Source organism: Sphingobacterium sp. JB170 (genome assembly GCF_900163865.1).
GTDB lineage: Bacteria > Bacteroidota > Bacteroidia > Sphingobacteriales > Sphingobacteriaceae > Sphingobacterium.
The window spans coordinates 57,089-81,223 of record NZ_FUKU01000042.1; the positions used below are offsets into that span (position 1 = coordinate 57,089).

Below are 24,135 nucleotides of genomic sequence, written 5' to 3' on the forward strand. Positions count from 1 at the left end.
GGTTCTAATCTCTAAAATGTATACAACCCTTAGATATCGTCTTTACTCAGCGAGAAAGGTAAATCTCCTTTATTTACGCCGCGATTTTTATTCGGTTCGGACTGCATATCAAAAGAAATATTAGCGCCCTTTACAAGTTCGCTATGTTTAATATAATTCTTCGTGTAATTTTTCCCATTCCATTTCATCGCATTGATGTATCTGTTTTCATTCGAATTGTTTTCCGCTTTAATGGATACTTGTTTTCCATTGGATAAATGTAGAGTCGCCTTTTTGAACAATGGTGCTCCCAAAATATACTCGTCCGTAGCTGGAGTAACCGGATAAAATCCGAGCGCAGAAAAAACATACCAAGCAGATGTTTGCCCGTTATCTTCGTCGCCACAATAACCATCAGGATTCGGTGAATACATACGATTCATCGTTTCACGAACCCAATATTGCGTTTTCCACGGCGCACCGACATGATTATAAAGGTAGATCATATGTTGAATAGGCTGGTTCCCGTGTGCATATTGTCCCATATTAGCAACTTGCATCTCGCGGATCTCATGAATAGGAAATCCATAGTAAGAATCATCAAATACGGGTGGCAGGCTGAACACCGAATCCAACTTAATTTCCATCGCTTGATGCCCCCCCAACAGGTTCGCTAACCCTTCAATATCCTGAAAAACAGACCAGGTATAATGCCAGCTATTTCCTTCGGTAAACGCGTCCCCCCATTTAAACGGATTAAACGGAGATTGGAATTCACCATTTTTATTTTTACCACGCATTAAACCTGTTGCCGGGTCGAATAGATTTTTATAATTGAACGAGCGGGCCTTATAGAGCTTCTGATCCTTTTCGGGCTTATCCAGCGCTTTTGCAAGCTGATAGATCGAAAAGTCATCATAAGCATATTCTAGTGTTCGTGCTGCGTTTTCATTGATATCTACATCATACGGCACGTAACCTAACTCCTTATAATAAGAGGCTCCAGCACGGCCTACCGCAGGTAGCGGTCCTGCATTGTTCGCTCCATGGAGCAATGCTTCGTAGAGCGTTTCAATATCTTTGGAGCGTATCCCTTTAACCCACGCGTCAGCAACGACCGAGGCCGAGTTATTCCCCACCATGACGCTACGTAATCCTGGGCTCGCCCATTCAGGTAGCCACCCACTCTCGCGGTACGCATTAGCGAGTCCTTCCTGCATTTTTTCACTGACTTCTGGATACATTAAATTTAGGAATGGAAAAAGGCTCCGGAAAGTATCCCAGAATCCCGTATCGGTGAACATATATCCAGGTAAAACCTCGCCATTGTAGGGTGAATAATGCACCACTTGTCCTTGCTCGTCGATTTCATAAAACATTCGCGGGAATAATAACGAGCGGTACAAACAGGAATAGAAGGTTCTCATATCATCGATCGTACCACCTTCAATTTCAATTTTTTTGAGCTCGGTATTCCAAATATCTTCACCCTTCGCGACCTGCTCATCGAACGTCACGCCGTCGAGCTCTTTCAAATTAATGGCCGCCTGTTCTTTTGAAATAAATGAAGACGCTACTTTTACAAGTATTTGATCTCCTCGATTAGCAATCTGAAAACCAACGAGTGCTCCCACGTGATCGGCCTTCACGAGATAACGATCCTCGCTAAGTACGGAGTCGGCGAAGGTCGCAATATTTGCAAACGGATGATCAAACTCCAACACATAATAATTTTTAAAATTATCGGGTACTCCCCCACTGTTCTTGGTCGAATAACCAATTATCTTTTGCTCCTTGGGCAATACCTCTACATAAGAACCTTTATCAAATGCATCCAGGAGTACATACGCCTCATCGGTCTTAGGAAAAGTAAGACGGAAATATGCCGCACGTTCAGTCGGCGTAATTTCGGTGGTCACGTCGTAGTCCGCTAGATAGACCGAGTAATAATGTGGCTTGGCAACTTCCGCTTTATGTGAGAAGTGACTAGCGCGCTTTTCCTCATCGAACGATTTCACGCCCACCATAGGCATAATAGAGAACTGACCGTAATCATTCATCCATGGTGAGGGTTGATGGGTCTGCTTAAAACCACGCAACTTTTCAGCGGTATAGCTATACATCCAGCCATCACCCATTTTTCCAGACTGCGGGCTCCAGAAATTCATTCCCCATGGCAAGGCAATAGCGGGATATGTGTTTCCGGTAGAAAACATATAAGTGGACTGCGTACCGACCAGTGTACTCACCAAGTCGATCGGATTTTCCACTTTATCGATTGTCTGGCTGTGGGCAAAAAGCAGACTCCCGCTTAAGAAAATTGTTGTTAAAAATTTAAATTTCATCAATTTATCGGCTTATTTAAGAATCCTCTAAAGTAAACAAAAATATCTAAAAACCGATAGCTAAAAGTATTTAGCATATCATACAACGAGAACAATTTTACCGAAAAAATTGCCAGATTCCATCAATCGATGTGCCTCCGCCGCGTCTTCCAGTGGGATTTCCTTAAATACTTGTGGACGGAACTTTTGCCCGAGAAACGGCCAAATATGGGTAAATATCGATTCGGTTAATTCGGCCTTAAAGCCTGTATCGCGCGCGCGGAGCGTACTGCCTGTGATCAGCAAACGCTTCTGCATAACTTTAAAAATATTTAAAGGGACTTTTGCACCCTGTGTGGCGTTAATATAGACCAAACGGCCATCCGGGGCAAGCAAATCTATATTTTTCTCAAAATAATCACCTGCGAGGCTATCCAAGATAACATCAATACGTTCGTGCTGTAATACGGCGTAAAAATCACTTTCTTTATAATTTACCGTACGATCAGCCCCCAATTCCGTACAATACTTACATTTCTCTGGTGTGGAAGATGTAGTAAAAACACGCGCTCCAAACGCTTTCGCTAGCTGTATCGTCGTACTCCCAATTCCGCCAGAGCCACCATGAACAAGAATACCGTCCGCCGCAGAGAGCCGCCCACGTCGAAAGACGTTATCCCAAACGGTATATATATTTTCCGGCAGTATTGCCGCTTGCGCATAGCTCAACCCAACAGGCACAGGCAGGCAGATATCTTGGTGTACCGCGACATGTGTCGCATAACCGCCCCCACCAACGAGCGCACAAACGCGATCGCCGACCGACCATCTTGTCACCCGTTTTCCTAGCGCTACAACCATCCCAGCCACCTCCAAGCCCGGGATATCTGCTACTACGCCGGGCGGCGCTGGGTAATTGCCTTTTCGCTGGAATACATCAGGCCGATTTACACCGGCCGCCTTCACGGCAACCAATACTTCATCATCCCTTACCGGTGGTGTCACTCTTCGGACGAATTCGAGTACTTCAGGTCCGCCAAACTTTGTAATTACAATGGCATGCATATTATTTCTTCTTTGGATATTTCTGCAACCGCACATTTAAAGTCACCATAAAATAACGCCCTAAACGGTTGTTTTTAGCTTCGTAGAGATCATTTCCGATGTATTCGCTATAGGTACCCATATTCTTGTTTTGATCGAGCAAATCGAAACCCTGAATACGCAGCACGGCGGCTTTGTTATTAAAAAATGAAAATTCCATGTAAGCATTTATGATCGTCGGGTTGCTATTCATGAAACTGCTCTCATATCCCGAATTAAATCGTTGCGACATTTCTGCACCTAGGGTGATATAATCTGATAAATAACCTTTCGTACCAGCACTGAACAATAAACTATGGGCTGTAATTTCGGTTGCATAGGGCCATGTGTAACTCGCATGGTTTAGTAAGTAATTGGTATTAAATAACGTCTCAAAATAGTCACTCCAATTGTATCGAAATTGAAGCGATTGCGAATATATAAACTGTTCGGTTTTATTCCGTTCATCATTTACATAGGAAAGGTTATTATAAAAATCGGCGCTTCCTACCAGATCCAGTTGAAGGCTCTCGTTAAATATCGGCGTATTAAACAAATAATACCATTTTAGATCATAATAACCATCTGCATTCTTGAACGTCGTTTCTTGTATTGTGGAGGTCGTATACGCTTTCTTGTCAGAGACGATCTTGTTGGACACGAAGTTATAGGCAAAGTTTGTTTCAAAATATTGGCTACGGGCGGTGATAAATTTACGGAATGTCGTGCTAATACGATTCGAAAATTCAGCCTTGAGTTCGGGATTACCTACTATAATATTCTGTGAATTGCTGTTGTCACGCACGGGAATGATGTGCAAGAAATTAGGCTGATTGTTTTTACCCCTGTAATCTATGGACCAATCAATCTCTTTATTTATTCGCCATTTGAAACCGGCGGTCGGCACGAGGTTGACGTTACGATAGCTGTATATTAAATCTTCAGCAGGTAAATTTCCGACAAGCTTTAGCGGCTGAACAGCAAAACCAATATTCGCACGGACATTACTGTTGGGCGTATATTGGTAGTTTAACCCTACCTTGCTGCTGCTGAACCGGTAATTGTAGTTTACGCCCAGCGAATCTACGTAATAAAAGTGCCCAAGCTCCTCGGTTTTATTTTTGTCTTCCACGAGCCTCCTTGTGGTCATATCGGTCAATTGGTAATCGTACACAAGTTCTAGCTTGCTGTAATCCGAGAATGGTTCTACGTACGATAACGATACTTTCATCCCGTCGGATCCGTTATCTTTCTGAATAAAATAACGTTGTTCGAAATTGGAAACTGTTGGTGAACCGGTTGAAGAATCGACCGTGATGTATCGATCCAAAACATCTTCCAGTTCATCATTGCTATTGAAGTTTAATGTAACATTCCCAATAAGCTTACGCCCCGGCTTCTGAAAGGCCTTTGAATAAACGACGTTGACATCCATATTAGGGTTTTTCGAATAGGAAGTATCTCGATATGTTCCTCGATTCGAAATTTGGTTATTATCGATTTGGCGTTCTCGGCTGTTTCCAGTATACGTCTTGTTATAGGTGAATACTGGTCTTATCTCTAAGAGGTCCTCATTTTTAAACTTGTGTTTCAATTCCGCTGTAAATCGGTGGTAGCTATCGTCGTTGTTGGTTTGATAGGATTCCTGATTCGAGATCAGATTCTCAATATAATTAGAGCGCAGCCAAGAGGTACCTCGGGTGACATTATCCTTTCGTGTAAAACTATAACTCCCATTGAATTGTGTGTTGGTCGTAATATTATCAGAGAAGTTAAATCCGACGGATTTGATATTATTTAGTCCATCGGTAGGATCGACAAAATCTGTTGCATCATACAAAGAACGGTCGCGATCCCCCACACCGTTAGGTGATCCAAAAGAAAAGAGACTCGTATTGGTATTATTGATCGAGCCGACCACCGAAAACTCCTGTCCGTCGTCAAACCTATTCACACCGATACTTCCTATAAACCGTTCACTGGTTCCTCCTCCTGCGGTGACTTGTCCAAAAGAAATACGTTTACGATCTTCTTTTAATACAATATTTAGAATTTTCTCCGGCTCATTGGTTTTCATACCTGTGTTCGACGCATTTTCCCCGTAGGAGTTAATAACCTGTAATTTAGCGATAAAATCCGCGGGCAAATTCCGCGTTGCTGTCAACACATCGCCTCCGAAAAACTTCTTACCGTCCACGCGCACCGATAAAATAGGCTTCCCCTGCGCATAGACTATCCCGTCACGGGAGACCCGTATACCGGGTAACTTCTTCAACGCCTCCTCTAGCAGGGAGTTCGTCCGAAAGCTGAACGCATCCATGTTATATTGAACGGTATCGGTGGAATAAATTACAGGGACCGTTTTAACTACGTAAACGCCCTCAATTAAAGATGATTGAGGCGTAAGTACAACGTTAGGCATCATGTAGAAGCCTGTTCTGGCTGCTACGGGCAGCTGTTTATTAATAATCTGATAGCCCAGCATGCTATAGGAGATTTGGACATTCTTTCCCTTAACAGGTGTAAATTCATAATATCCTGCGCTCGAGGTACTCGTCACGAGTGTATCAAATTCACTCGTTAAACGGACCGTAACACCATCCATACGCACATTTGCAGTGTCGATGACATATCCCTGTATTTGCCGGTCAGCTGTCTGCGCTTGAAGTTCAGACACACCTACTACATGGATGCAAACCAAAGCAACTATAACAATAAAACACTTTAGATACCCCACAAATATTGTTTTCACTCGTTTGAGATCAATATACGAAAAAAATGAATTTTGATATACCTTTCTCTCCTAACGTCGAAACTTTATTTTTTGTATAAAAAAAGGGCTGTTTCTGCGAAACGGCCCCAATTATGAATTATCTTGAATTAATTACTCCCCGTCAAAAGTAACTTTCACTAAGTGTTTGTCAATCTCCCAACGTCCTGTACCTTCTTCTCCAATTACATCAAATAATTCGAGAATACGACGCGCAACATACTCCTCTTCCACTTGTTCTTCTAAGAACCACTGCAAGAAATTAAACGTCACGAAATCTTTCGCTTTCATACATTTGTCTGCAATATTATTAAACTGCTCCGTAACAAACATTTCTTGCTCCAAAGCCTGTTCAAAAACACCACGAAACGATTCAAAATCCACAGGGATGTTTGTGATCTCTGGCGAAACTGCGCGACCTCCGCGATTATTGATAAAGTTGAAAATTTTCAACATGTGTATGCGTTCTTCATCAGCTTGCGTAGCAAAAAATGTCGCTGAATTATCTAGTCCCTGATCATCGCACCAAGAAGACATTGCTAAATAAAGAGCCGATGAATGTGCTTCTACTTTAACTTGTGCATTTAATATATTTTCGATATCCTCGCTAAGCGATGTTTTCAATTTCAATAAATCTTTCATATTATTTATCCTTTAAGATTCTACAATAGTAACAATGTTAGCCCCACATTGTTTGCTACAAAAATACATCAATAAAGATCTATTTGCATAAAAAAACTACAATACGAATTCAGTCTAAATTAGACTAGAAAATCTGTAAGCTATTTATAATCAGTATAATTAAACAGAGGACCCAACCAGAAACACACCTTCTTTACGCAATATCTTTTTGACATCACTATTGAGTTCGATCATAAATTTAGCCCCCGACAAAATTTCACGCAAATTCAAAATATCCTGTACGGACAAAATAAAACAACGTTCGGTACGGTGTGGCATAATAACCTCAAAATCAGAAGTACGAGAGGTATCGTTAATCATAGAAAAAATATCGATACGATCGATACATTTTTTAAAATGGAAAAAATCAGAAACACGGAAGGCGGTCGTTGAGTCTTGGAACTCTAACCAATAGCAATTTTTGCGGCTGCATTGATAAACAGCCCCATTTTCAGTGTGGTATACTTTTTCAAAATTTGCTAATGGACAAACAATCATCTTTTCGATCTACTTAACGCACCAAAGGTAATTATTATTAAGATTGAATCCAAATAAAAAGGCTGATTTTATAATCAGCCTTTTCCTATAATTTTCCAAAAGAATCACACTTCTTCTTCGGTACCGCTTAGCAACTCTTTATGGTTGCTTAGATTTGTTCGGGTTTTGGTTTTATGTTTATTAATCTGCCTACGTAAGGACTCAACGGCTGTGTCAGTCGCTTCTTCAAAAGTTTTCGCCTGTGCTTTGGCAAATAATTGGCTCCCTGGAATATTTATTTTGAGCTCCACTACTTTATTGATCTCATCATCCACATTTTCCAGTCGCAAATAACAAGCTCCTTCGATGATATTATCTAAAAACTGCTCTAATTTAGCAGTTTTCTTTTTGATAAATGTTACCAATTTTTGATCTGCGTCAAACTTAATCGATTGCACAATAATATTCATTTTTCCTCCTTTTTTTAAGCCTTTGGATGGGCTTGTTTATAAACTGTTTTCAACCTCTCAACAGAGTTGTGTGTATAGACTTGAGTGGCCGCCAACCCTGCGTGTCCAAGTAATTCCTTAATGGCATTTAAATCAGCTCCATTGTTAAGTAATGTACTCGCAAAACTATGACGCAATACATGAGGGCTTTTTTTCTTTTGCGAAGTTATCTGTCCTAGGTAATATTGAACGATCCTGTAAATCATTTTTGGATACGCCTGTTTTCCTACTTTGGTAACGATTAAGTATGCGGAATTGTTTTTAAATTCCTGCGTATATTTAAGTTTTAAATACCGCTTTATTTCCTCCATCAACGTTTTGTGAATCGGAATCAATCTTTCCTTATTTCGTTTCCCTAGTACAAGAACACGCTGGTTATAGGTGTCGATGTCGCGTTCCTGGATATTTAGCAATTCTGAAAGACGAATACCCGTCCCGAATAGCAGTTCCAGAACCACAAAATCACGCGTTTGCTCGAAATCATTCTGCTGCGCATGCCCTTGCTCCAACAAAGCAATCATTTTGTCCTGTTCAATTACAACCGGTAACTTCTTCGGTGTTTTCAGTGCATGGACCAATCTCATGGGGTTTGTATCCACCAATCCTTCCCTCAATAAAAACTTGTAATAAGAACGGAGCGATGAGATCGAACGGTTCATGCTGGTAGCTTGTCGGCCGGCTTCTTTTAGCTGCGCCAAATAGACCCGAACATCACGGAATGTGACTTCCAAAAGTTCCAAATTTTGCGTCTCTAAAAAAGCATGGTAGGCATCAATTTCAAGCGAATACGCATTAATCGTATGGACAGAATATCGTTTCTCAAACTTCAAAAAATTTATAAAGCTCTGTTTGCTCATTAGCCTACCCGTTTTTTGTAATTACTGCCCCAAAAAATAAAATAATTTTACTCCGATTGCTGAACTATAAATATAGGAATTCATCGCCGACAAACAAATTAAAATACAGTCAATAACCTGTAATATTATTAAGCGGTCTTTAGCCTCCACGTTGAACAGGTGACCTATAAACCCGCTAGCAGATTGCATTAACGCATCTTTTATATCCACAAAAAAAACGATGTAACATTTTCTAAATAAAAAGAACGCAGACATGCTGCGTTCTTTTTATAATAATATTAAGCGCGAAAAATGGCGCGGAAACTTATAGTTTTGAATTAACGTCGATTGCATTTAGCTCTGTAAAACCCTGTTTTAATCTTGCAACAAATGCCTCCTCTCCTTTGCGTAACCAAACGCGCGGATCGTAATATTTTTTGTTTGGCGAATCAGCACTTTCTGGATTACCGATTTGTGTTTGCAGATACTCGCGGTTTTTAGCTTCATACGCACGAACACCATCCCAGTACGCCCATTGCATATCGGTATCGAGATTCATTTTGATCGCACCGTAAGAGATCGCTTCCGCAATTTCTTCTGGAGCTGATCCCGATCCACCATGAAATACAAAATTTACAGGCTTCTCAGCGGACAAATTAAATTTCTTTTTAATATATTCTTGCGAATTGTTTAAGATAACAGGTTGAAGCTTCACATTCCCAGGTTTATAGACCCCGTGAACGTTACCGAATGCCGCAGCTACAGTAAACTTATCAGAAATTTTCGAAAGTTCCTCATATGCGTACGCCACTTCTTCAGGTTGGGTGTATAATTTAGAGCTGTCCACGTCTGAATTATCAACACCATCTTCTTCACCACCAGTCACACCTAATTCGATCTCAACAGTCATACCTAGCGGTTTCATACGGGCTAAATATTTCGCTGAAATCTCGATATTCTCTTCTATAGGCTCTTCTGACAAGTCTAGCATATGCGAGGAGAATAATGGCTTACCATGTTGTGCAAAAAACTTCTCTCCAGCGTCGAGTAACCCGTCGATCCACGGTAGCAATTTCTTAGCGGCGTGATCGGTGTGAAGGATAACCGCAACACCATAGTGCTCTGCTAACAAATGTACGTGATGAGCTGCAGAAACAGCACCCAAAACACATGCTTTAAGTCCGTCATTATTCAACGACTTCCCGGCGTAAAACTGCGCACCACCGTTTGATAACTGGATAATCACTGGAGAATTCACCGCTTTAGCGGTTTCCATAACTGCATTGATCGAATTTGTTCCGATAACGTTTACAGCTGGTAAAGCAAATTTATGTGTTTTAGCAATCTCAAATAACTCTTGAACTTGATCTCCCGTCAAAACACCTTTAAAATCTTTTAGGCTCATATGTCTTGTCTAATTTTATATTGTGTCACTAAAGGTAATGATATTTTTTTGATTACAGAAAACACTTAGTGTAAAAAATACACATTATTACTCCATATTTACTCTCCAAATTCCGCTCGGAACACCGAATAACGGGAGACATTCCGCAGGTAGGTTAAAGAGCTCCACACCCCATTTTTTACTTGTCTTTTGAAAAAAAATGTATATTTACAATTAGTTCTATAAATGGACTACATCTGGGTAATCAAAGACACAAGGTTGCCAAAAAAAAAAACGAACACTGTACCGCGCGAGGTATGCTGCACACCATATTAAATGCAGTCCGCTGACCGCGCCGAACGAATAAGAACATAACGATAAAATTATGATACACGTATATGGCATAAAAAACTGCAACACGATGAAAAAGGCATTTACATGGCTTGAAGAAAATGACATCCAATACCATTTTCATGATTACAAAAAGGAGCCTGTAAGCAGAGAAAAATTACAAGAATGGGAAAATAAAATATCTTGGGAATTGCTTGTTAATAAAAAGGGAACAACCTGGAGGAAGCTTAGCCCTGAACAGCAGGCTTCCGTTCGAGATGCTACTTCAGCTAACGATATTCTTTTGTTTAACAACAGTATGATAAAAAGACCTGTAATTGAATACCCAAAAGGAATATTATTAGGCTTTGACGAACAAGAATACAGTAAAACACTCAGATAATCATCATAACATGCTAAGACAAATAATTTACTCTGCGATTTCTAGCTGCCTTTTATTATCCCAAGCAGCGGTGGCACAAACACAAAGCGCCTACAATTACACCGAGACTTTTGATCCTATATTTTACACAAAAAATGGAAACGCTTACCGAAGTGCCTCGGGCAAACCCGGACCATCCTATTGGCAAAATGCCGCTGACTACATTCTAAAGGTATCGCTCGATGATCAGTCCGATCGCGTCTCAGGATCGGTGTCCATCAAATACACGAATAACAGTCCCGAAGAATTAAAGTTTATTTGGTTGCAACTTGATCAAAATCTATTCAATGAGGATTCGCGTGGTCAGGCAACCGTCCCGCTGGAAGATAGCCGATATGGCACAGCGGGATCCGATTTCGACGGCGGGTTCTCACTGAGCAAAGTAACCCTAGGTGATGATCGTGATGCGGAGTATATTGTGAACGACACCCGAATGCGTATCGAGCTTCCAACTCCACTAAAACCTGGAGGAAGCACGGTAGACATTAAAATTAATTTCGACTACGCAATACCGGAATACGGTGCAGACCGTACCGGAATATTAGACACCCAAAATGGTAAAATATACAGTATTGCGCAGTGGTATCCACGCGTATGCGTATTTGACGACGTATTAGGTTGGAACACAGATCCGTACACCGGTCCCGGCGAATTCTATCTTGAATTTGGAAATTATCAGGTAGAAATAACAGCACCAGCAAATCACATCGTTGTCGCAGGAGGTGAGTTGCAAAACCCTCAAGACGTTTGGACTAAAGAACAGCTTTCACGATACAAAAATGCCTCCGAGAGTGATAAAACGGTTATCATTCGATCTGCGCAAGAGGTGAATGACAAAAATTCGCGTCCGTCCGGCAAAACGCTTACCTGGAAATATAAACTGGACAATGCGCATGATTTTGCCTGGGCAAGTTCCCCGGCATTTATTATCGACGGTGCAAAAATAAATAACCCCAGCGGCACCAAATCACTCGCCCTATCGGCATATCCCGTCGAAAGTAATGGGGGGAACGCTTGGGAACGTTCAACGGAATATACCAAAGCGTCAATTGAGCACTATAGCGAAAAATGGTATGAATACCCCTACCCGGTCGCGGTTAATGTTGCCTCGAATGTTGGTGGAATGGAGTATCCGGGGCTATCTTTCTGCGGCCACAAAGCCAAAGCAGGCAGCTTATGGGGTGTTACCGATCATGAATTTGGTCACAACTGGTTCCCGATGATCGTCGGAAGTAATGAAAGGCTACATGCGTGGATGGACGAAGGGTTTAACAGCTTTATAAATGATATATCAACAGAAGCGTTCAATAAAGGCGAGTATAACAAAACCTTTGGAAACAAAAATGCGATTTCTAAAGCGCTTGCCAACCCAAATTTGGAACCGATTATGTCGGCGCCAGCGGGAATGCGAGAGCGTAATATTGGTGTACTAGCATATTACAAACCTTCTTTTGGTTTACGTTTGTTGCGTGATGAAATAATCGGTGCCGAGCGATTCGATAAAGCGTTCAGAGCCTACGTCGAGAATTGGGCGTACAAGCACCCCACCCCGGATGACTTTTTCCGCACTATAGAAAATGAAACCGGTGAAAACTTAGCTTGGTTTTGGCGCGGGTGGTTTCAAAACAACTGGACATTAGACCAAAGTCTTGCAAGCGTTGAGTATGTCAATTTGAATCCAAACGATGGCGCTTTAATCACGGTCGACAATTTACAGAAGCTTGCGCTACCCGTAGTGATCGAAGCAACAACCGAATCGGGAAAGAAAATCCGGAAAAAACTCCCGGTAGAAGTGTGGCAGCGCAACACGTCTTGGCGCTTCAAGCTCGAATCAACGGAGAAACTTTCCAAAGTGGTCATCGACCCTGATCATGTCTACCCAGACATAAATTCAGATAATAATGTTTGGCCTCGAAATTAAAAGCGTATATGGAATATTTAAAAAAGATAAGCATACTCACGATAGTACTTATCTGCTCGCTCACCAGTATCAACGCGCAGCAGCTAAAAGGTATTGTTCATGAGTTAAATAGTAGCGAACGCTTACAAGATGTGATCGTAAAGAATCTACGAACTAACAATGAAGTAACCTCAAATAGAGATGGTGAATTTCTTATTGACGGGGCACTTAACGACCTGCTAACTTTTAGTCAGACTGGATATCAAACGGATACCGTATTTGTGTATGAACACGGTATTCAACGGGTCTACCTTGTCCGTGATAACAATAATATCGTTATCGATGAAGTACTAGTCACCCGACTTACCGATAGCCGTCTAGCCGCGGAAATCGCGACGGCAAGAAACGAAGGTAAGGTTGTCGAGGCCTCACAGAATCGCGGTGGATTACGTGTGTCGCCTTCGCGTCTGTTTGGACGCAAAAGCAAACAAGCCCGAGGAAATCTCAATGTGCTAATCACCGAACAGCAAAACAGAAAAGTAGACCGGTTATTTTCCGAAAAGCTTATCCGTAGCATCATTCCTATCAGCGCGGAGGAACTACCTTTATTTCGTGACCGATATCGGCCAGAGCTTAAGTTCATTGAGACGGCTTCGGCCGAAGATATGCGCATTTACGTTCTGGATTCCTATTCGAAATTTAAGAAACTATAAACCAAATATTTCATAAAAATCCCCCGACATGATGCTATATAAGAAGTCAATCCCGCAAATCATCGAAGAAGCAAAAGAAACCGGAGAGCACACGCTCAAACGAACGCTTTCGGCGACGGGACTCGTAGCATTAGGAGTCGGTGCGATAGTGGGCGCGGGCCTGTTCTCGCTAACGGGGATTGCCGCGGCGGAAAATGCGGGGCCCGCAGTTTTACTCTCTTTTATAATTGCGGCCGTAGCCTGTTCTTTCGCAGGTCTTTGCTATGCAGAATTTGCCTCGATGATTCCCGTTGCAGGAAGCGCATACACCTACTCCTACGCGACCATGGGCGAATTTATAGCGTGGATCATTGGATGGGATTTGGTTTTAGAATACGCCCTTGCCAGTGCTACGGTCGCCGTAAGCTGGTCGCAGTATTTCAACGAACTACTGTCCACTTTCAATGTGTCAATTCCCGAACAGTTTTTAAAAGGGCCTTGGGAGGGCGGCATGGTCAATTTGCCGGCGATAGTGATCGTATGCTTACTCTCGGTATTATTGATGCGCGGAACGAAAGAATCAACGACCGTGAATAACCTACTCGTTATTTTAAAAGTGACGGTCGTACTTATTTTTATCGCACTTGGCTGGAGGTTTATTGACCCAGCAAATCACACCCCGTTTATACCCGATAACCCGGCAGAAGAAATGGTCAAAAGTGGTGAGCTTGGCCTATGGGCATTTCTCACAGGGCAACACTTCGGGGAATTCGGGATCAGCGGCATACTGCGTGCCGCGGGCGTATTATTTTTTGCATTCATTGGATTTGATGCCGTCAGTACGGCAGCGCAAGAAGCGAAAGATCCCAAAAGAACGATGCCTATTGGTATTATCGGCTCTTTGATTATATGTACTATCCTTTACGTGTTATTCGCTTATGTGTTAACCGGCTTAGAGCATTACACCTTGTTTAAAGACAACGCAAAACCGGTCTCTACAGCTTTTGCCAAGACCGGATATACGTTCTTAAATACCGCTTTAACGCTCACCATCATCGCCGGATACACATCGGTAATCTTAGTCATGCTTTTGGGGCAAAGCCGTGTATTTTACTCCATGAGCAAAGATGGTCTCTTACCCAAGATTTTTTCTGACCTATCCAAAAACCGCACGCCCTGGAAAACGAATTTTATATTCATGATTTTCGTTTCCCTATTTGCAGGCTTCGTACCTATTTCTGATTTAGGTCATATGGTAAGCATTGGGACGCTTTTCGCTTTTGCTTTGGTGTGTCTGGGAATACTTGTGTTGCGTAAAACCTCGCCCGAGCTTGAGCGTCCGTTTAAAACACCATTTGTACCCTTGGTGCCTATTCTGGGGATTCTCGTCTGTGGGATACTCATGGCATCACTGCCAGTGGAGAGCTGGGAGCGTCTCGCTGGATGGTTATTATTAGGCTTAGTAATTTATTTCTTTTACGGCAAGAAACACAGTAAGCTGCGTGAATCAGAAGCGGGTAAAAAATCATAATTTACGGCGTAGATGCAGCAGGTAATGCGGGCTTATGCTAACGGAATCTTTCTAACATTTACATTGACTTACTCATGAGAAAAGTACTATTACTAATTTTGAATATCTCCTTAATTTCAAATCTCGTGCAAGCACAAAAGAACGACAAAAAACTGACGAAAATTATTGAGCAAGAAATCGCCTCATTTGACGGTGAGATCGGAATATATGTCGAAAACTTTAAAAAGGATATTACGGTAGAAATACAGGCTGACAGAATATTTCCAACGGCCAGTATTGTTAAAATACCTATTCTGGTTGGCGTATTTGACAAGATAAACGACGGAAGCTTGAACCTCTCCAATTCATACATTTATGATGCTAAACGCGAATATGGCGGATCTGGTCTGATGCAATTTTTCAAAGACAGCGCACGTACAGATTTATCAACAATAGTATCATTAATGCTTTCCTACAGCGACAATGTCGCTTCGATATGGTGTCAAGAACTTGCCGGAGGTGGTCAAAATATAAATCGAATAATGGACGAACTTGGTCTCAAAAATACGCGCGTAAATTCGAAAACAGCCGGAAGAGAGGATGACTGGAACCAATACGGTTGGGGACAAACAACACCGAAAGAAATCGCAACGCTTCTGGCTAAAATTCGGTTTAAAAAGGTATACGATAACCGACTCTCAGACAAAATGTATCGCTATTTGAAAAACCAATTCTACAACGAGCGATCACTTTCACAAATCCCGGCAGAAATTGCCACCGCATCGAAAACCGGATCGGTAAACGAGTCCCGTGGTGAGGTCGTTTTTGTTCATGCGCCTTCTGGAGATTTTGTATTCTCCATATTAACCAAGAATAATAAAGATCAAAGCTGGACGCCGGACAACGAAGCAGAAGTACTGACACGCAAAATAGCCAAGCTACTTTGGAACTACTTTGAGCCTAAGCACGAATTCACACCTTATGCGCCCGTGAATTAACGCGCGTTCTTAAGGCAAGGAATCAGAAAGAGGTAGCACTGTTAGTTTGTAACAGTTCTTCCCTTACTCTCCCAATCGACAAAACTCCCCATATACAACTTCAAATTTTTAAACCCTATAGATTCTAAATACGAGTAAGCGATCGACGCGCGGTCACCCGATTGACATTGGATAATAAACGTTTTATCGGCTATAGTCCGCAGACGTTCCATTTTGGGTAAATGACCGACGAAAAAATGCTCGGCCCCCGGAATATGTGAACGGTGATATTCGCTGGCATTGCGCACGTCCATCAAAACAACGTCCGGCTCATCTTTTAAGTTGGCTACCTTCACATCATCCACCAGCTCTGTACGGATTAATGATGCGCCCGAAATATCGGAAACAAACCCCACGACATTATCCATACCGATCAGCGATAACTTGCGGACAATCTCTTGCTGCTGTTCAACGGGCGCAATAACGACAATCTGTTTACTATAATCCAGCATCCAACCGGCCCAATTTACCATACTTTTTTTATTCTGGATGTTGATCGAGTTGCCTATGTGACCAGCTGCATACTCGGTCTTATCACGCGAATCGAGCAAAACAATGTCGGTGCGTCCTTCGAGCTGCTCGATCGTATACTGGTGTAACTCATTCGGCGCAGCGTACAACGGGCGGTTCTGCTTATTCCAAATTTTCATCCGTGAGAAATACGTTGGTACTTCTGGCTGCCCCGCTAGCAGTTCATTGGTAAACCCTTCTACATCATCCCCGTATTGCAGCGCCCAGTTACGTAATTTTTCATAACCAACCGTACTACTGGGTACGCCTCCTAAAGCTTTACCACATGCTGAACCGGCTCCGTGTCCCGGCCACACTTGAACAAAATCTGGCAAAGCGGTAAACTTCTTCAGCGATTCGAAGAGCTTCCGTGCGCTCTGATGTTTACTATTTTGAATGCCGGCGGCCTCTTCCAATAAATCGGGCCGGCCCACGTCGCCCACAAACACGAAGTCACCCGTGAAAATCATCACGGGTTCATCGCTCGCGGGGTGATCGCGCAGTAACAGACTAATACTTTCGGGTGTATGTCCTGGGGTATGCATGACCTCCAAACTTAAATTTCCAACCTTGATGAAATCGCCCTGGCGAAGGCCATTATGTGAATACTCATATTGCCAACGCGTACCGCCCTCAGCCGAAAGATATATTTGAGCACCAGTTTCGGCAGCCAGCTCCGGCGTTCCTGCCAAAAAATCAGCATGGATATGTGTTTCCACAACGTGGGTAATCGTTAGGTTTTGCTGCTTGGCTATCTCTAAGTAGTATGATATGTCCCGCTGCGGATCGATCACAATAGCTTGCTTTTTGTCCTTGCAGCCCAGAAAATAACTTGCCTGAGCAAGATTTTGATCGTATACATTTTGAAAAAACATATAAAATGAATTACGTGTAAAAATCAATTGATAAGTGCAGGCCAACCTGCATACTTTTAATGCCCCAAATATAATTCCCGCAGGATAATATACATCGCGACGAATAATAAAAGAACGCCGAACCCCGTGCGCAATTTAGTCCCGGATACTACAATACTCAGCTTGAAGCCAACAAAAATTCCGATTATTGCTAAGCTTGTGTAGCCGATAAGAATTGACCAGTCGAATGTGGGGAATTTCTCGACATCGCCCAATATACCAAAAAATGAATTTATAGAAATAATAACCAGTGAGGTTGAAACGGCTCGCTTCATTGACATTCCGTTAAAGTTTATCAGCGCAGGGATAATAAGAAAACCACCACCAGCACCAACTACGCCCGTGACCAGCCCCACAATAAGTCCCTGTACGACCAACATGCTAGTTTTTACATTTCCCGGTAAAACAACCTGTCCGGTTTTTACGTTTGCGCCCCGAATAGTAACCAAGCCCGCCACTAGCATCACACATGCAAATAACATCATCAGAACCAGATCTTGCATAAATTCCCATCGACCGATAACTATTATCTCCGGCACGAGCGGTAGAATATAGCTGCGTGTAACAAAAACCATCAACAGTGATGGAAGACCAAACAAAGAAATCTTATTAAAATCTACCTCCTTATTATAGACTCCACGGATCGATCCAACTAACGAAGTGACCCCTATTGCGAACAGAGAATATGTTGTCGCAAGAACAGGATCTACCTCCAAAGCGTACACCATGATCGGTACAGTAAGTATCGTACCGCCACTCCCAACCAAACCCAAAGTTACGCCGACCAGCAGTGCTAATATAAATCCCAAAATCATCATATCCGCGATATCGATCTACCTTGGTCTATTTCAATGCAATAATTTATTGCGCAAAAGTCCATACAAATAAGTTCCCAGTACCGCCGAGATCGCAACAACAAGCATAGCCTTCACGCCTGCGCCGATCAACACAAATATAGGTGCGGGACAGGCGCCAACAAGTGCCCAACCCAATCCAAATAATATACCCCCAAATAGGTATCGAGCAATCGAGCGCCGCTTAGGAGCAATATAAATCGGCTTGCCATCAATATCCCTTCCTCGGCGTTTTAACCACTGCGTGGCAGGTAACCCGACAAGCAGTGCGCTCGCTATAAACCCATACATATGGAAGGAATCAAAATTAAACATTTCGAAAATTCGAAACCATGAAGCAGCTTCTCCTTTGTACATTGCTACTCCAAAAATTAGGCCTAGCCCTAAATATATTAGCGTTCTCATAGGCTAAAAATAAGTGGAAATAATACGTGTACCATGAATAACCCGCCGAAGAAAAACCCAATAACGGCAATCAACGAAGGCAACTGTAGATCGCTCAATCCCGAAATCGCATGCCCCGAGGTACAGCCGCCGGCATAGCGCGTTCCAAAACCAACGAGCAGCCCCCCGAAAATCAATAAGGAAACATCTTTAAATGACCAGGATTCAAAAAGTTCGGTGGGATAATAGCTCTCTCCTACACTGGTAATACCCAACAAGTTTAACCGTTCAACGGTGGTCGATGAGATATCAGGCATATGCTGATTGGGAAATATTTGTGCCGCTAGAAATCCACCTGCCACGGTTCCGACAAGAAACAGCAAATTCCATCGCTGCGATTTCCAGTCGTAGTCAAAAAAACTACACGTCTGCCCCGCCCCAAGTGCCGAACAAATCGTGCGAAAATTAGAAGAAAAACCAAAGGTATTCCCCATCCACATCAAACAAACCATCACTAAGCCGACAACGCCTCCTCCGACATACCAAGGCCACGGTGCAAATAACCAATCCATATTTTCTTTATTTAGATTTATACAAAAATATATTATAATCTACAGTAGAAAGAACATTTATTAAGATGTATAGAAAAATCCGCTGAAAATAAGCCCTTTGCGCCAGCGCTGTCAGCCCACAAAAAAAAGCCTAGATTGTTATGTCTAGACCTCCGTATTTCCAACACACCTTGCGGTTAAATAATTGCTTCTCTAACGCGTACCAACTTTGCGATCAGCTCTTCCAATAAATCTAAATGGAGCATATTAGCGCCATCTGATTTGGCATTTGCCGGATCCGGGTGTGTTTCGATAAACAGTCCGTCCGCGCCTACGGCAATTGCCGCCTTGGCGATCGTTTCAATCAGTTCGGGCTTGCCGCCGGTAACCCCAGAGGATTGGTTTGGCTGCTGCAGCGAATGGGTACAATCCATAACCGTTGGCACACCAAAGGCACGCATTTCGGGCAGACCTCTAAAGTCAACGATGAGATCTTGATACCCAAAAGTGTTTCCTCGGTCAGTTAAGAAAACTTTATCATTGCCACAGTCTTTCACTTTATCAACCGCAAACTGCATCGATCCCGCAGAAAGAAATTGTCCCTTTTTAATATTTACCACCTTACCTGTTTGCGCAGCGGCAACCAAAAGGTCGGTTTGTCTACATAGAAACGCTGGTATCTGTAAAACGTCCACATAAGCCGCTGCCATCGCCGCCTCATGGCTCTCATGTATGTCTGTCACGGTTGGAACGCCAAAGGTACGACCAACTTTTTCTAAGATTTTCAATGCCTCTTCATCCCCTATACCCGTAAAGGAGTCTACTCGTGATCTATTTGCTTTACGGTAAGAACCTTTAAAAATGTATGGGATATTATATTTGTCTGTAATTTTTACAATACGCTCGGCAATATGCAGAGCAATGTCTTCCCCCTCAATTGCACAGGGTCCTGCCATAAGAAAAAACTGCGAAGAGTCGCCGTTTTTAATATTGGGCAAATAGGTATGAATCATATGTTGTTTGTGTTTAATTCCCTAATTCCGACATGAATTTGATACGCATAAGTTGGATATCTTCAAAGGTGTAATCCTCCTCCCCCAACTCATTTAAAGCCTCCTTAATGGAGTCTACTTCAGCCGCCCGGAAGTAATCATAAACTTCCTCCTGACGATCACTATCAATCATTTCATCGACAAAATAACCAATGTTAAGCTTTGTACCGGAATTCACAATCGATTCCACTTCTTTTAGCAAATTTTCGTAGCTTATACCTTTCGATAAGGCGATGTCGTCGAGTCCGATTTTCCGATCTATATTTTGTATAATCGAGACTTTTAATGCCGATTTATTTGCGGTGCTCTTGACCACCATATCCTGCGGACGATCAATATCGTTATCGGAAACATATTGTTTTATCAACTCTACGAAGGAACTACCAAATTTCACGGCCTTTCCTCCACCAACCCCTTGAATCTGCTTCAACTCATCCATTGTAACCGGGTAATGCGTGCACATCTCCTCAAGGGATGGGTCCTGAAAAATGACGAAAGGCGGTAACGTTTTTTGCTTCGCAATTTTCTTACGCAGATCTTTCAGCATTTTAAGTAAACCTGCGTCCACCGCATTCGATCCATGTGACAGCACATCCGAGCGCTCATCAGTGGCTTTCTCCATCGGATTATTAAGAATAAACTTAATCGGATAGGGGTTTGCTAAGTATTTCTTTCCACTTTCGGTTAAAAATAACAAACCGTAATGGTCAATATCTTTCTTAATGAAATCAGCAAGCACGGCCTGACGAATCAGTGAATTCCAATAATTCACTCCCAAATGCTTTCCCGAGCCGAACAAAGAATGCTGATCGTGCTTATACGAGGAAATAGGTTGGTTATTTTGACCGATAAAGACGTTAATTAGGTGATTGTCATCAAATTTATGCCCTTGCTCTTTAATGAAGTTTAGTACTTGAAGGATCGATTCTTCCGCGTCAAAATACGTCTTCTTTGATCGGCAATTATCACACATATTGTTGCAGCCCATTTCATCGAACTGTTCACCAAAATAATGTAAAATTTGCTTTCTGCGGCACACCGAAGATTCCGAATAATCGATAACCTCTTTCAGAATTTGTGTTCCAATTTCCCGCTCCGAGACAGGTTTATCCTTCATAAATTTCGTCAGCTTTTCAACGTCTTTCTCCGAATAAAAAGCTAAACAATTCCCCTCGCCACCGTCTCTTCCTGCACGACCAGTTTCCTGATAGTACCCTTCCATAGATTTGGGAATATCGTGATGGATAACGTACCGAACATCGGGTTTATCGATCCCCATTCCAAAGGCTATCGTTGCAACGATAACCTCCACATCTTCCATCAAAAATTTATCTTGTGTGTCCGCACGTGTTTTTGCGTCCAAACCAGCATGATAAGGCAACGCCTTGATGCCATTGATATTCAACACTTCGGCGATTTCCTCTACTTTTTTACGACTAAGGCAGTAAATAATCCCCGTTTTTCCAGCGTTTTGCCGAATAAACTTCACGATTTCCTTGACTACATCCTTCTTTGTTCTAACTTCATAATATAGGTTGGAACGGTTAAAAGATGACTTGAATAACCGCGCGTCAGTCATTTGTAAATTCTTACGGATATCAGACTGCACTTTCGGAGTCGCTGTCGCGGTGAGGGCTATAATTGGTATATTATCCCCAATCCCATTGATCACCTGCCTGATCTTTCGGTACTCGGGGCGAAAATCATGTCCCCACTCAGAGATACAATGTGCCTCGTCGACGGCGACAAAAGAAACTCTAATTTGTTTTAAAAACTGCGTATTTTCTTCCTTAGCTAATGATTCAGGTGCAACATATAATAGTTTCGTTTTACCCGCTGAGACATCTTGCTTGACTTTCGCAATCTCTCCCTTATTAAGAGACGAATTGAGGAAATGTGCTATACTCTCATTACCACCAAAGGCACGAAGTTGGTCTACTTGATTTTTCATTAGCGCGATGAGCGGTGAAATGACAATCGCAGTGCCCTCGCTCATTAACGCCGGCAACTGATAACATATTGATTTACCGCCACCTGTTGGCATTATAACGAATGTATCTTTCCCTCCTAGGATGTTCGTAATAATTGCTTCTTGATCACCTTTAAAGTTATCAAAGCCGAAAAATTCTTGTAGATTGTCAAATAATGACTTTTCTATTTCCATTGATTGTAGGGCAAAAAATTAGATGGACCTGTTACTCTTTTGAGTTTTAAAAACTTACTTTTGCAGTATTCTAATATAAAAATAGACATTATTTCTGTGATACACAACATCGATATTAAAAAGACGGCGATTGAAACATTGGAGCTCGAAGCGAATGCAGTCCAAAATCTAACGCAACTAATTGACTACGATTTTGTTCAGGTTGTCGAACATATCCTCGCACTCAAAGGTAGAGTGATCGTTACCGGAATTGGAAAAAGCGCCATCATTGCACAAAAGATCGTCGCTACATTCAACTCCACAGGAACACCCGCCATTTTTATGCACGCGGCTGATGCCATTCATGGCGACCTCGGTATCATCCAAGACGACGACTTTGTAATTGCATTATCAAAAAGTGGAAACACGCCCGAAATTAAAGTTCTTGTTCCCTTTTTAAAGCAAAAAGGAAATGTGCTGGTAGCGCTTGTTGGCAACTTAAATTCATTCCTTGCGCAAAATGCGGACTTTATCCTAAACACTACCGTAGCCCGCGAGGCATGTCCTAATAATTTAGCCCCCACAACAAGCACCACCGCGCAGCTGGCCATGGGCGATGCGATCGCCGTGTCACTCCAAACATGTCGCCAATTCTCCGATCAAGATTTCGCAAAATACCATCCCGGAGGAGCGCTTGGTAAACAGTTATATTTAAAAGTGAAGAACCTCTCCGACAGCAACGGCAAGCCAGAGGTCAGTTTTGATGCAAAAATAAGAGACTTAATTATTACCATTACCAAACACAGATTAGGTGCCACGGCCGTGATTAAAGATGCTCAAGTGATTGGGATAATTACCGATGGCGACGTTCGCCGGATGCTCGAAAAACATGAAGATCTCAGCTCATTACGGGCCCAAGACATCATGTCAAAAGCACCAAAAACAATTGAACGCGAGGCCCTAGCTGTCGATGCGTTGCATAAGATGCGTGAGAATAATATCTCCCAACTAGTGGTCATGCAAGACAATCACTATCACGGCATCATCCACTTACAAGACCTTCTAAAAGAAGGGATCATTTAAGACAAATTACTGTAATATTTTCATATAATTAGAGCGAAAAAGATATAAACGCTGTTATATGTAGTACTTTTGGCGTATAATTTGATTGTAATACACATATTAAAATAAATATGATGAAGAAAACATTAGGAATTTTGATGGCATTTATCGCGGTAGTTAGCTTCACTGCGATGACAGTAGCTATAGGGGAGTTTAAGTTTGAAAAGGAAACGCATGATTTTGGCAGCATTCCACAAAACCAACCGGCTTCTTTTGACTTTAAATTTGCCAACAATGGAGATGCACCCATCATCATTAGCGAAGTAAAACCCTCGTGCGGATGTTCGGTAGCGGAATTCACAAAAACGCCTATTAAACCAGGAGAGTCGGGAACCATTACTGTAACGTACAATGCGGCAGCAAAAGGTCCTTTCACAAAACAGTTCACTGTTAAATCCAACACGAAGACACCTGTCAAAACGTTAACCGTAAAAGGTAACGTACAATAATATCTTAATAATCGCTGTACAAACAAGGCCATCGCAATCGATGGCCTTGTTTGGTTTCCGTCATATTGTAATCGTACCGGAACGCCATGACGATATCGTGCGCGGCCATAGGCGATCAGTAGTTTTACTGACTTCGCGTATTTCACTCGCTCAGATCTTATTCTTTTTGCTAATTTTGCAAAAGAATTCTAAATACAAATGA

21 protein-coding genes are annotated in these 24,135 nt (G+C 42.3%); 7 read left to right on the forward strand and 14 right to left on the reverse strand.

The genetic code is table 11. The features are described 5' to 3' along the window. Positions 1-29 precede the first annotated feature (29 nt). The 8 genes from FM107_RS12370 to fbaA all read right to left on the reverse strand — a co-directional run bounded on the left by FM107_RS12370 (position 30) and on the right by fbaA (position 10,064). On the reverse strand, positions 30-2,324 hold the full coding sequence (locus FM107_RS12370) for a GH92 family glycosyl hydrolase (RefSeq protein ID WP_086948821.1): 2,295 nt from the start codon (positions 2,322-2,324) through the stop codon (positions 30-32). A 78-nt stretch (positions 2,325-2,402) separates the two neighbouring features. Further along, positions 2,403-3,368 (reverse strand): NAD(P)H-quinone oxidoreductase, encoded by a 966-nt coding sequence (locus FM107_RS12375; RefSeq protein ID WP_086948822.1) that lies wholly within the window; start codon positions 3,366-3,368, stop codon positions 2,403-2,405. A gap of 1 nt (position 3,369) precedes the next feature. Next, on the reverse strand, positions 3,370-6,138 hold the full coding sequence (locus tag FM107_RS12380; RefSeq protein ID WP_256959506.1) for an outer membrane beta-barrel protein: 2,769 nt from the start codon (positions 6,136-6,138) through the stop codon (positions 3,370-3,372). A gap of 132 nt (positions 6,139-6,270) precedes the next feature. Next, on the reverse strand, positions 6,271-6,798 hold the full coding sequence (locus tag FM107_RS12385; RefSeq protein ID WP_086948823.1) for a ferritin: 528 nt from the start codon (positions 6,796-6,798) through the stop codon (positions 6,271-6,273). Between the two features lie 159 nt (positions 6,799-6,957). Continuing rightward, the gene (locus tag FM107_RS20250) at positions 6,958-7,335 is read right to left on the reverse strand and encodes a DUF6686 family protein (protein ID WP_086948824.1); all 378 of its coding nucleotides are present in this window, start codon (positions 7,333-7,335) and stop codon (positions 6,958-6,960) included. A gap of 104 nt (positions 7,336-7,439) precedes the next feature. Next, positions 7,440-7,784: a ribosome hibernation-promoting factor, HPF/YfiA family gene (gene hpf / locus FM107_RS12395; RefSeq protein ID WP_086948825.1), complete on the reverse strand. Its 345-nt coding sequence runs from the start codon at positions 7,782-7,784 to the stop codon at positions 7,440-7,442. Between the two features lie 14 nt (positions 7,785-7,798). Beyond that, positions 7,799-8,680: a tyrosine-type recombinase/integrase gene (locus FM107_RS12400; protein WP_086948826.1), complete on the reverse strand. Its 882-nt coding sequence runs from the start codon at positions 8,678-8,680 to the stop codon at positions 7,799-7,801. Positions 8,681-8,984: 304 nt separating this feature from the next. After that, the gene (gene fbaA, locus FM107_RS12410) at positions 8,985-10,064 is read right to left on the reverse strand and encodes a class II fructose-bisphosphate aldolase (RefSeq protein ID WP_086948828.1); all 1,080 of its coding nucleotides are present in this window, start codon (positions 10,062-10,064) and stop codon (positions 8,985-8,987) included. Between the two features lie 364 nt (positions 10,065-10,428). Here fbaA and FM107_RS12415 point away from each other — a divergent pair, with 364 nt between their 5' ends. The 5 genes from FM107_RS12415 (at position 10,429) to FM107_RS12435 (ending at position 15,915) form a co-directional block, all read left to right on the forward strand. After that, the gene (locus tag FM107_RS12415) at positions 10,429-10,776 is read left to right on the forward strand and encodes an ArsC family reductase (protein WP_179204475.1); all 348 of its coding nucleotides are present in this window, start codon (positions 10,429-10,431) and stop codon (positions 10,774-10,776) included. Between the two features lie 70 nt (positions 10,777-10,846). After that, positions 10,847-12,736 carry a M1 family metallopeptidase gene (locus FM107_RS12420; protein ID WP_256959508.1) on the forward strand — a complete coding sequence of 630 codons (1,890 nt, stop codon included), beginning with the start codon at positions 10,847-10,849 and terminating at the stop codon, positions 12,734-12,736. Positions 12,737-12,744: 8 nt separating this feature from the next. Next, a complete protein-coding gene (locus FM107_RS12425; protein ID WP_086948829.1) occupies positions 12,745-13,428 on the forward strand; it encodes a hypothetical protein in 684 nt (227 codons plus the stop codon). A 31-nt stretch (positions 13,429-13,459) separates the two neighbouring features. After that, positions 13,460-14,938 (forward strand): amino acid permease, encoded by a 1,479-nt coding sequence (locus FM107_RS12430; protein ID WP_086948858.1) that lies wholly within the window; start codon positions 13,460-13,462, stop codon positions 14,936-14,938. Positions 14,939-15,012: 74 nt separating this feature from the next. Further along, positions 15,013-15,915: a serine hydrolase gene (locus FM107_RS12435; RefSeq protein WP_086948830.1), complete on the forward strand. Its 903-nt coding sequence runs from the start codon at positions 15,013-15,015 to the stop codon at positions 15,913-15,915. A 41-nt stretch (positions 15,916-15,956) separates the two neighbouring features. Here the strand turns inward: FM107_RS12435 and FM107_RS12440 are convergent, their stop codons facing one another. From FM107_RS12440 to recQ, 6 genes are all read right to left on the reverse strand, one after another. Next, positions 15,957-17,339: a rhodanese-like domain-containing protein gene (locus FM107_RS12440; RefSeq protein ID WP_086948831.1), complete on the reverse strand. Its 1,383-nt coding sequence runs from the start codon at positions 17,337-17,339 to the stop codon at positions 15,957-15,959. Positions 17,340-17,395: 56 nt separating this feature from the next. Next, positions 17,396-18,196, reverse strand: a complete 801-nt coding sequence (locus FM107_RS12445; RefSeq protein ID WP_086948832.1) for a sulfite exporter TauE/SafE family protein — start codon at positions 18,194-18,196, stop codon at positions 17,396-17,398. Between the two features lie 30 nt (positions 18,197-18,226). Then, complete coding sequence (locus FM107_RS12450; protein ID WP_086948833.1) at positions 18,227-18,637, reverse strand: DUF6691 family protein; 411 nt, start codon at positions 18,635-18,637, stop codon at positions 18,227-18,229. Next, on the reverse strand, positions 18,634-19,188 hold the full coding sequence (locus FM107_RS12455) for a YeeE/YedE family protein (RefSeq protein WP_086948834.1): 555 nt from the start codon (positions 19,186-19,188) through the stop codon (positions 18,634-18,636). The genes FM107_RS12450 and FM107_RS12455 overlap by 4 nt, the downstream gene beginning before the upstream one ends. 176 nt (positions 19,189-19,364) lie before the next feature. Then, positions 19,365-20,180, reverse strand: coding sequence for a 3-deoxy-8-phosphooctulonate synthase (gene kdsA, locus FM107_RS12460; protein ID WP_086948835.1), 816 nt, complete (start codon positions 20,178-20,180; stop codon positions 19,365-19,367). 13 nt (positions 20,181-20,193) lie between these two features. Then, positions 20,194-22,383 carry a DNA helicase RecQ gene (gene recQ / locus FM107_RS12465; RefSeq protein ID WP_086948836.1) on the reverse strand — a complete coding sequence of 730 codons (2,190 nt, stop codon included), beginning with the start codon at positions 22,381-22,383 and terminating at the stop codon, positions 20,194-20,196. 99 nt (positions 22,384-22,482) lie between these two features. Between recQ and FM107_RS12470 the strand changes: the two genes are divergently transcribed. Both FM107_RS12470 and FM107_RS12475 read left to right on the forward strand, forming a co-directional pair. Next, the gene (locus tag FM107_RS12470; RefSeq protein WP_373408000.1) at positions 22,483-23,445 is read left to right on the forward strand and encodes an SIS domain-containing protein; all 963 of its coding nucleotides are present in this window, start codon (positions 22,483-22,485) and stop codon (positions 23,443-23,445) included. A 110-nt stretch (positions 23,446-23,555) separates the two neighbouring features. Then, positions 23,556-23,933 carry a DUF1573 domain-containing protein gene (locus tag FM107_RS12475; protein ID WP_306298656.1) on the forward strand — a complete coding sequence of 126 codons (378 nt, stop codon included), beginning with the start codon at positions 23,556-23,558 and terminating at the stop codon, positions 23,931-23,933. The last annotated feature ends 202 nt before the right edge of the window (positions 23,934-24,135 follow it).

Coding starts and splice junctions, on each gene's coding strand:
- FM107_RS12370 (WP_086948821.1), bottom strand. CDS start 2,324: ATGAAATTTAAATTTTTAACAACAATTTTCTTAAGCGGGAGTCTGCTT.
- FM107_RS12385 (WP_086948823.1), bottom strand. CDS start 6,798: ATGAAAGATTTATTGAAATTGAAAACATCGCTTAGCGAGGATATCGAA.
- hpf (WP_086948825.1), bottom strand. CDS start 7,784: ATGAATATTATTGTGCAATCGATTAAGTTTGACGCAGATCAAAAATTG.
- FM107_RS12455 (WP_086948834.1), bottom strand. CDS start 19,188: ATGGATTGGTTATTTGCACCGTGGCCTTGGTATGTCGGAGGAGGCGTT.
- FM107_RS12440 (WP_086948831.1), bottom strand. CDS start 17,339: ATGTTTTTTCAAAATGTATACGATCAAAATCTTGCTCAGGCAAGTTAT.
- FM107_RS12445 (WP_086948832.1), bottom strand. CDS start 18,196: ATGATGATTTTGGGATTTATATTAGCACTGCTGGTCGGCGTAACTTTG.
- FM107_RS12450 (WP_086948833.1), bottom strand. CDS start 18,637: ATGAGAACGCTAATATATTTAGGGCTAGGCCTAATTTTTGGAGTAGCA.
- recQ (WP_086948836.1), bottom strand. CDS start 22,383: ATGGAAATAGAAAAGTCATTATTTGACAATCTACAAGAATTTTTCGGC.
- FM107_RS12425 (WP_086948829.1), top strand. CDS start 12,745: ATGGAATATTTAAAAAAGATAAGCATACTCACGATAGTACTTATCTGC.
- kdsA (WP_086948835.1), bottom strand. CDS start 20,180: ATGATTCATACCTATTTGCCCAATATTAAAAACGGCGACTCTTCGCAG.
- FM107_RS12375 (WP_086948822.1), bottom strand. CDS start 3,368: ATGCATGCCATTGTAATTACAAAGTTTGGCGGACCTGAAGTACTCGAA.
- FM107_RS12435 (WP_086948830.1), top strand. CDS start 15,013: ATGAGAAAAGTACTATTACTAATTTTGAATATCTCCTTAATTTCAAAT.
- FM107_RS12415 (WP_179204475.1), top strand. CDS start 10,429: ATGATACACGTATATGGCATAAAAAACTGCAACACGATGAAAAAGGCA.
- FM107_RS12475 (WP_306298656.1), top strand. CDS start 23,556: ATGATGAAGAAAACATTAGGAATTTTGATGGCATTTATCGCGGTAGTT.
- FM107_RS12430 (WP_086948858.1), top strand. CDS start 13,460: ATGCTATATAAGAAGTCAATCCCGCAAATCATCGAAGAAGCAAAAGAA.
- fbaA (WP_086948828.1), bottom strand. CDS start 10,064: ATGAGCCTAAAAGATTTTAAAGGTGTTTTGACGGGAGATCAAGTTCAA.
- FM107_RS20250 (WP_086948824.1), bottom strand. CDS start 7,335: ATGATTGTTTGTCCATTAGCAAATTTTGAAAAAGTATACCACACTGAA.
- FM107_RS12400 (WP_086948826.1), bottom strand. CDS start 8,680: ATGAGCAAACAGAGCTTTATAAATTTTTTGAAGTTTGAGAAACGATAT.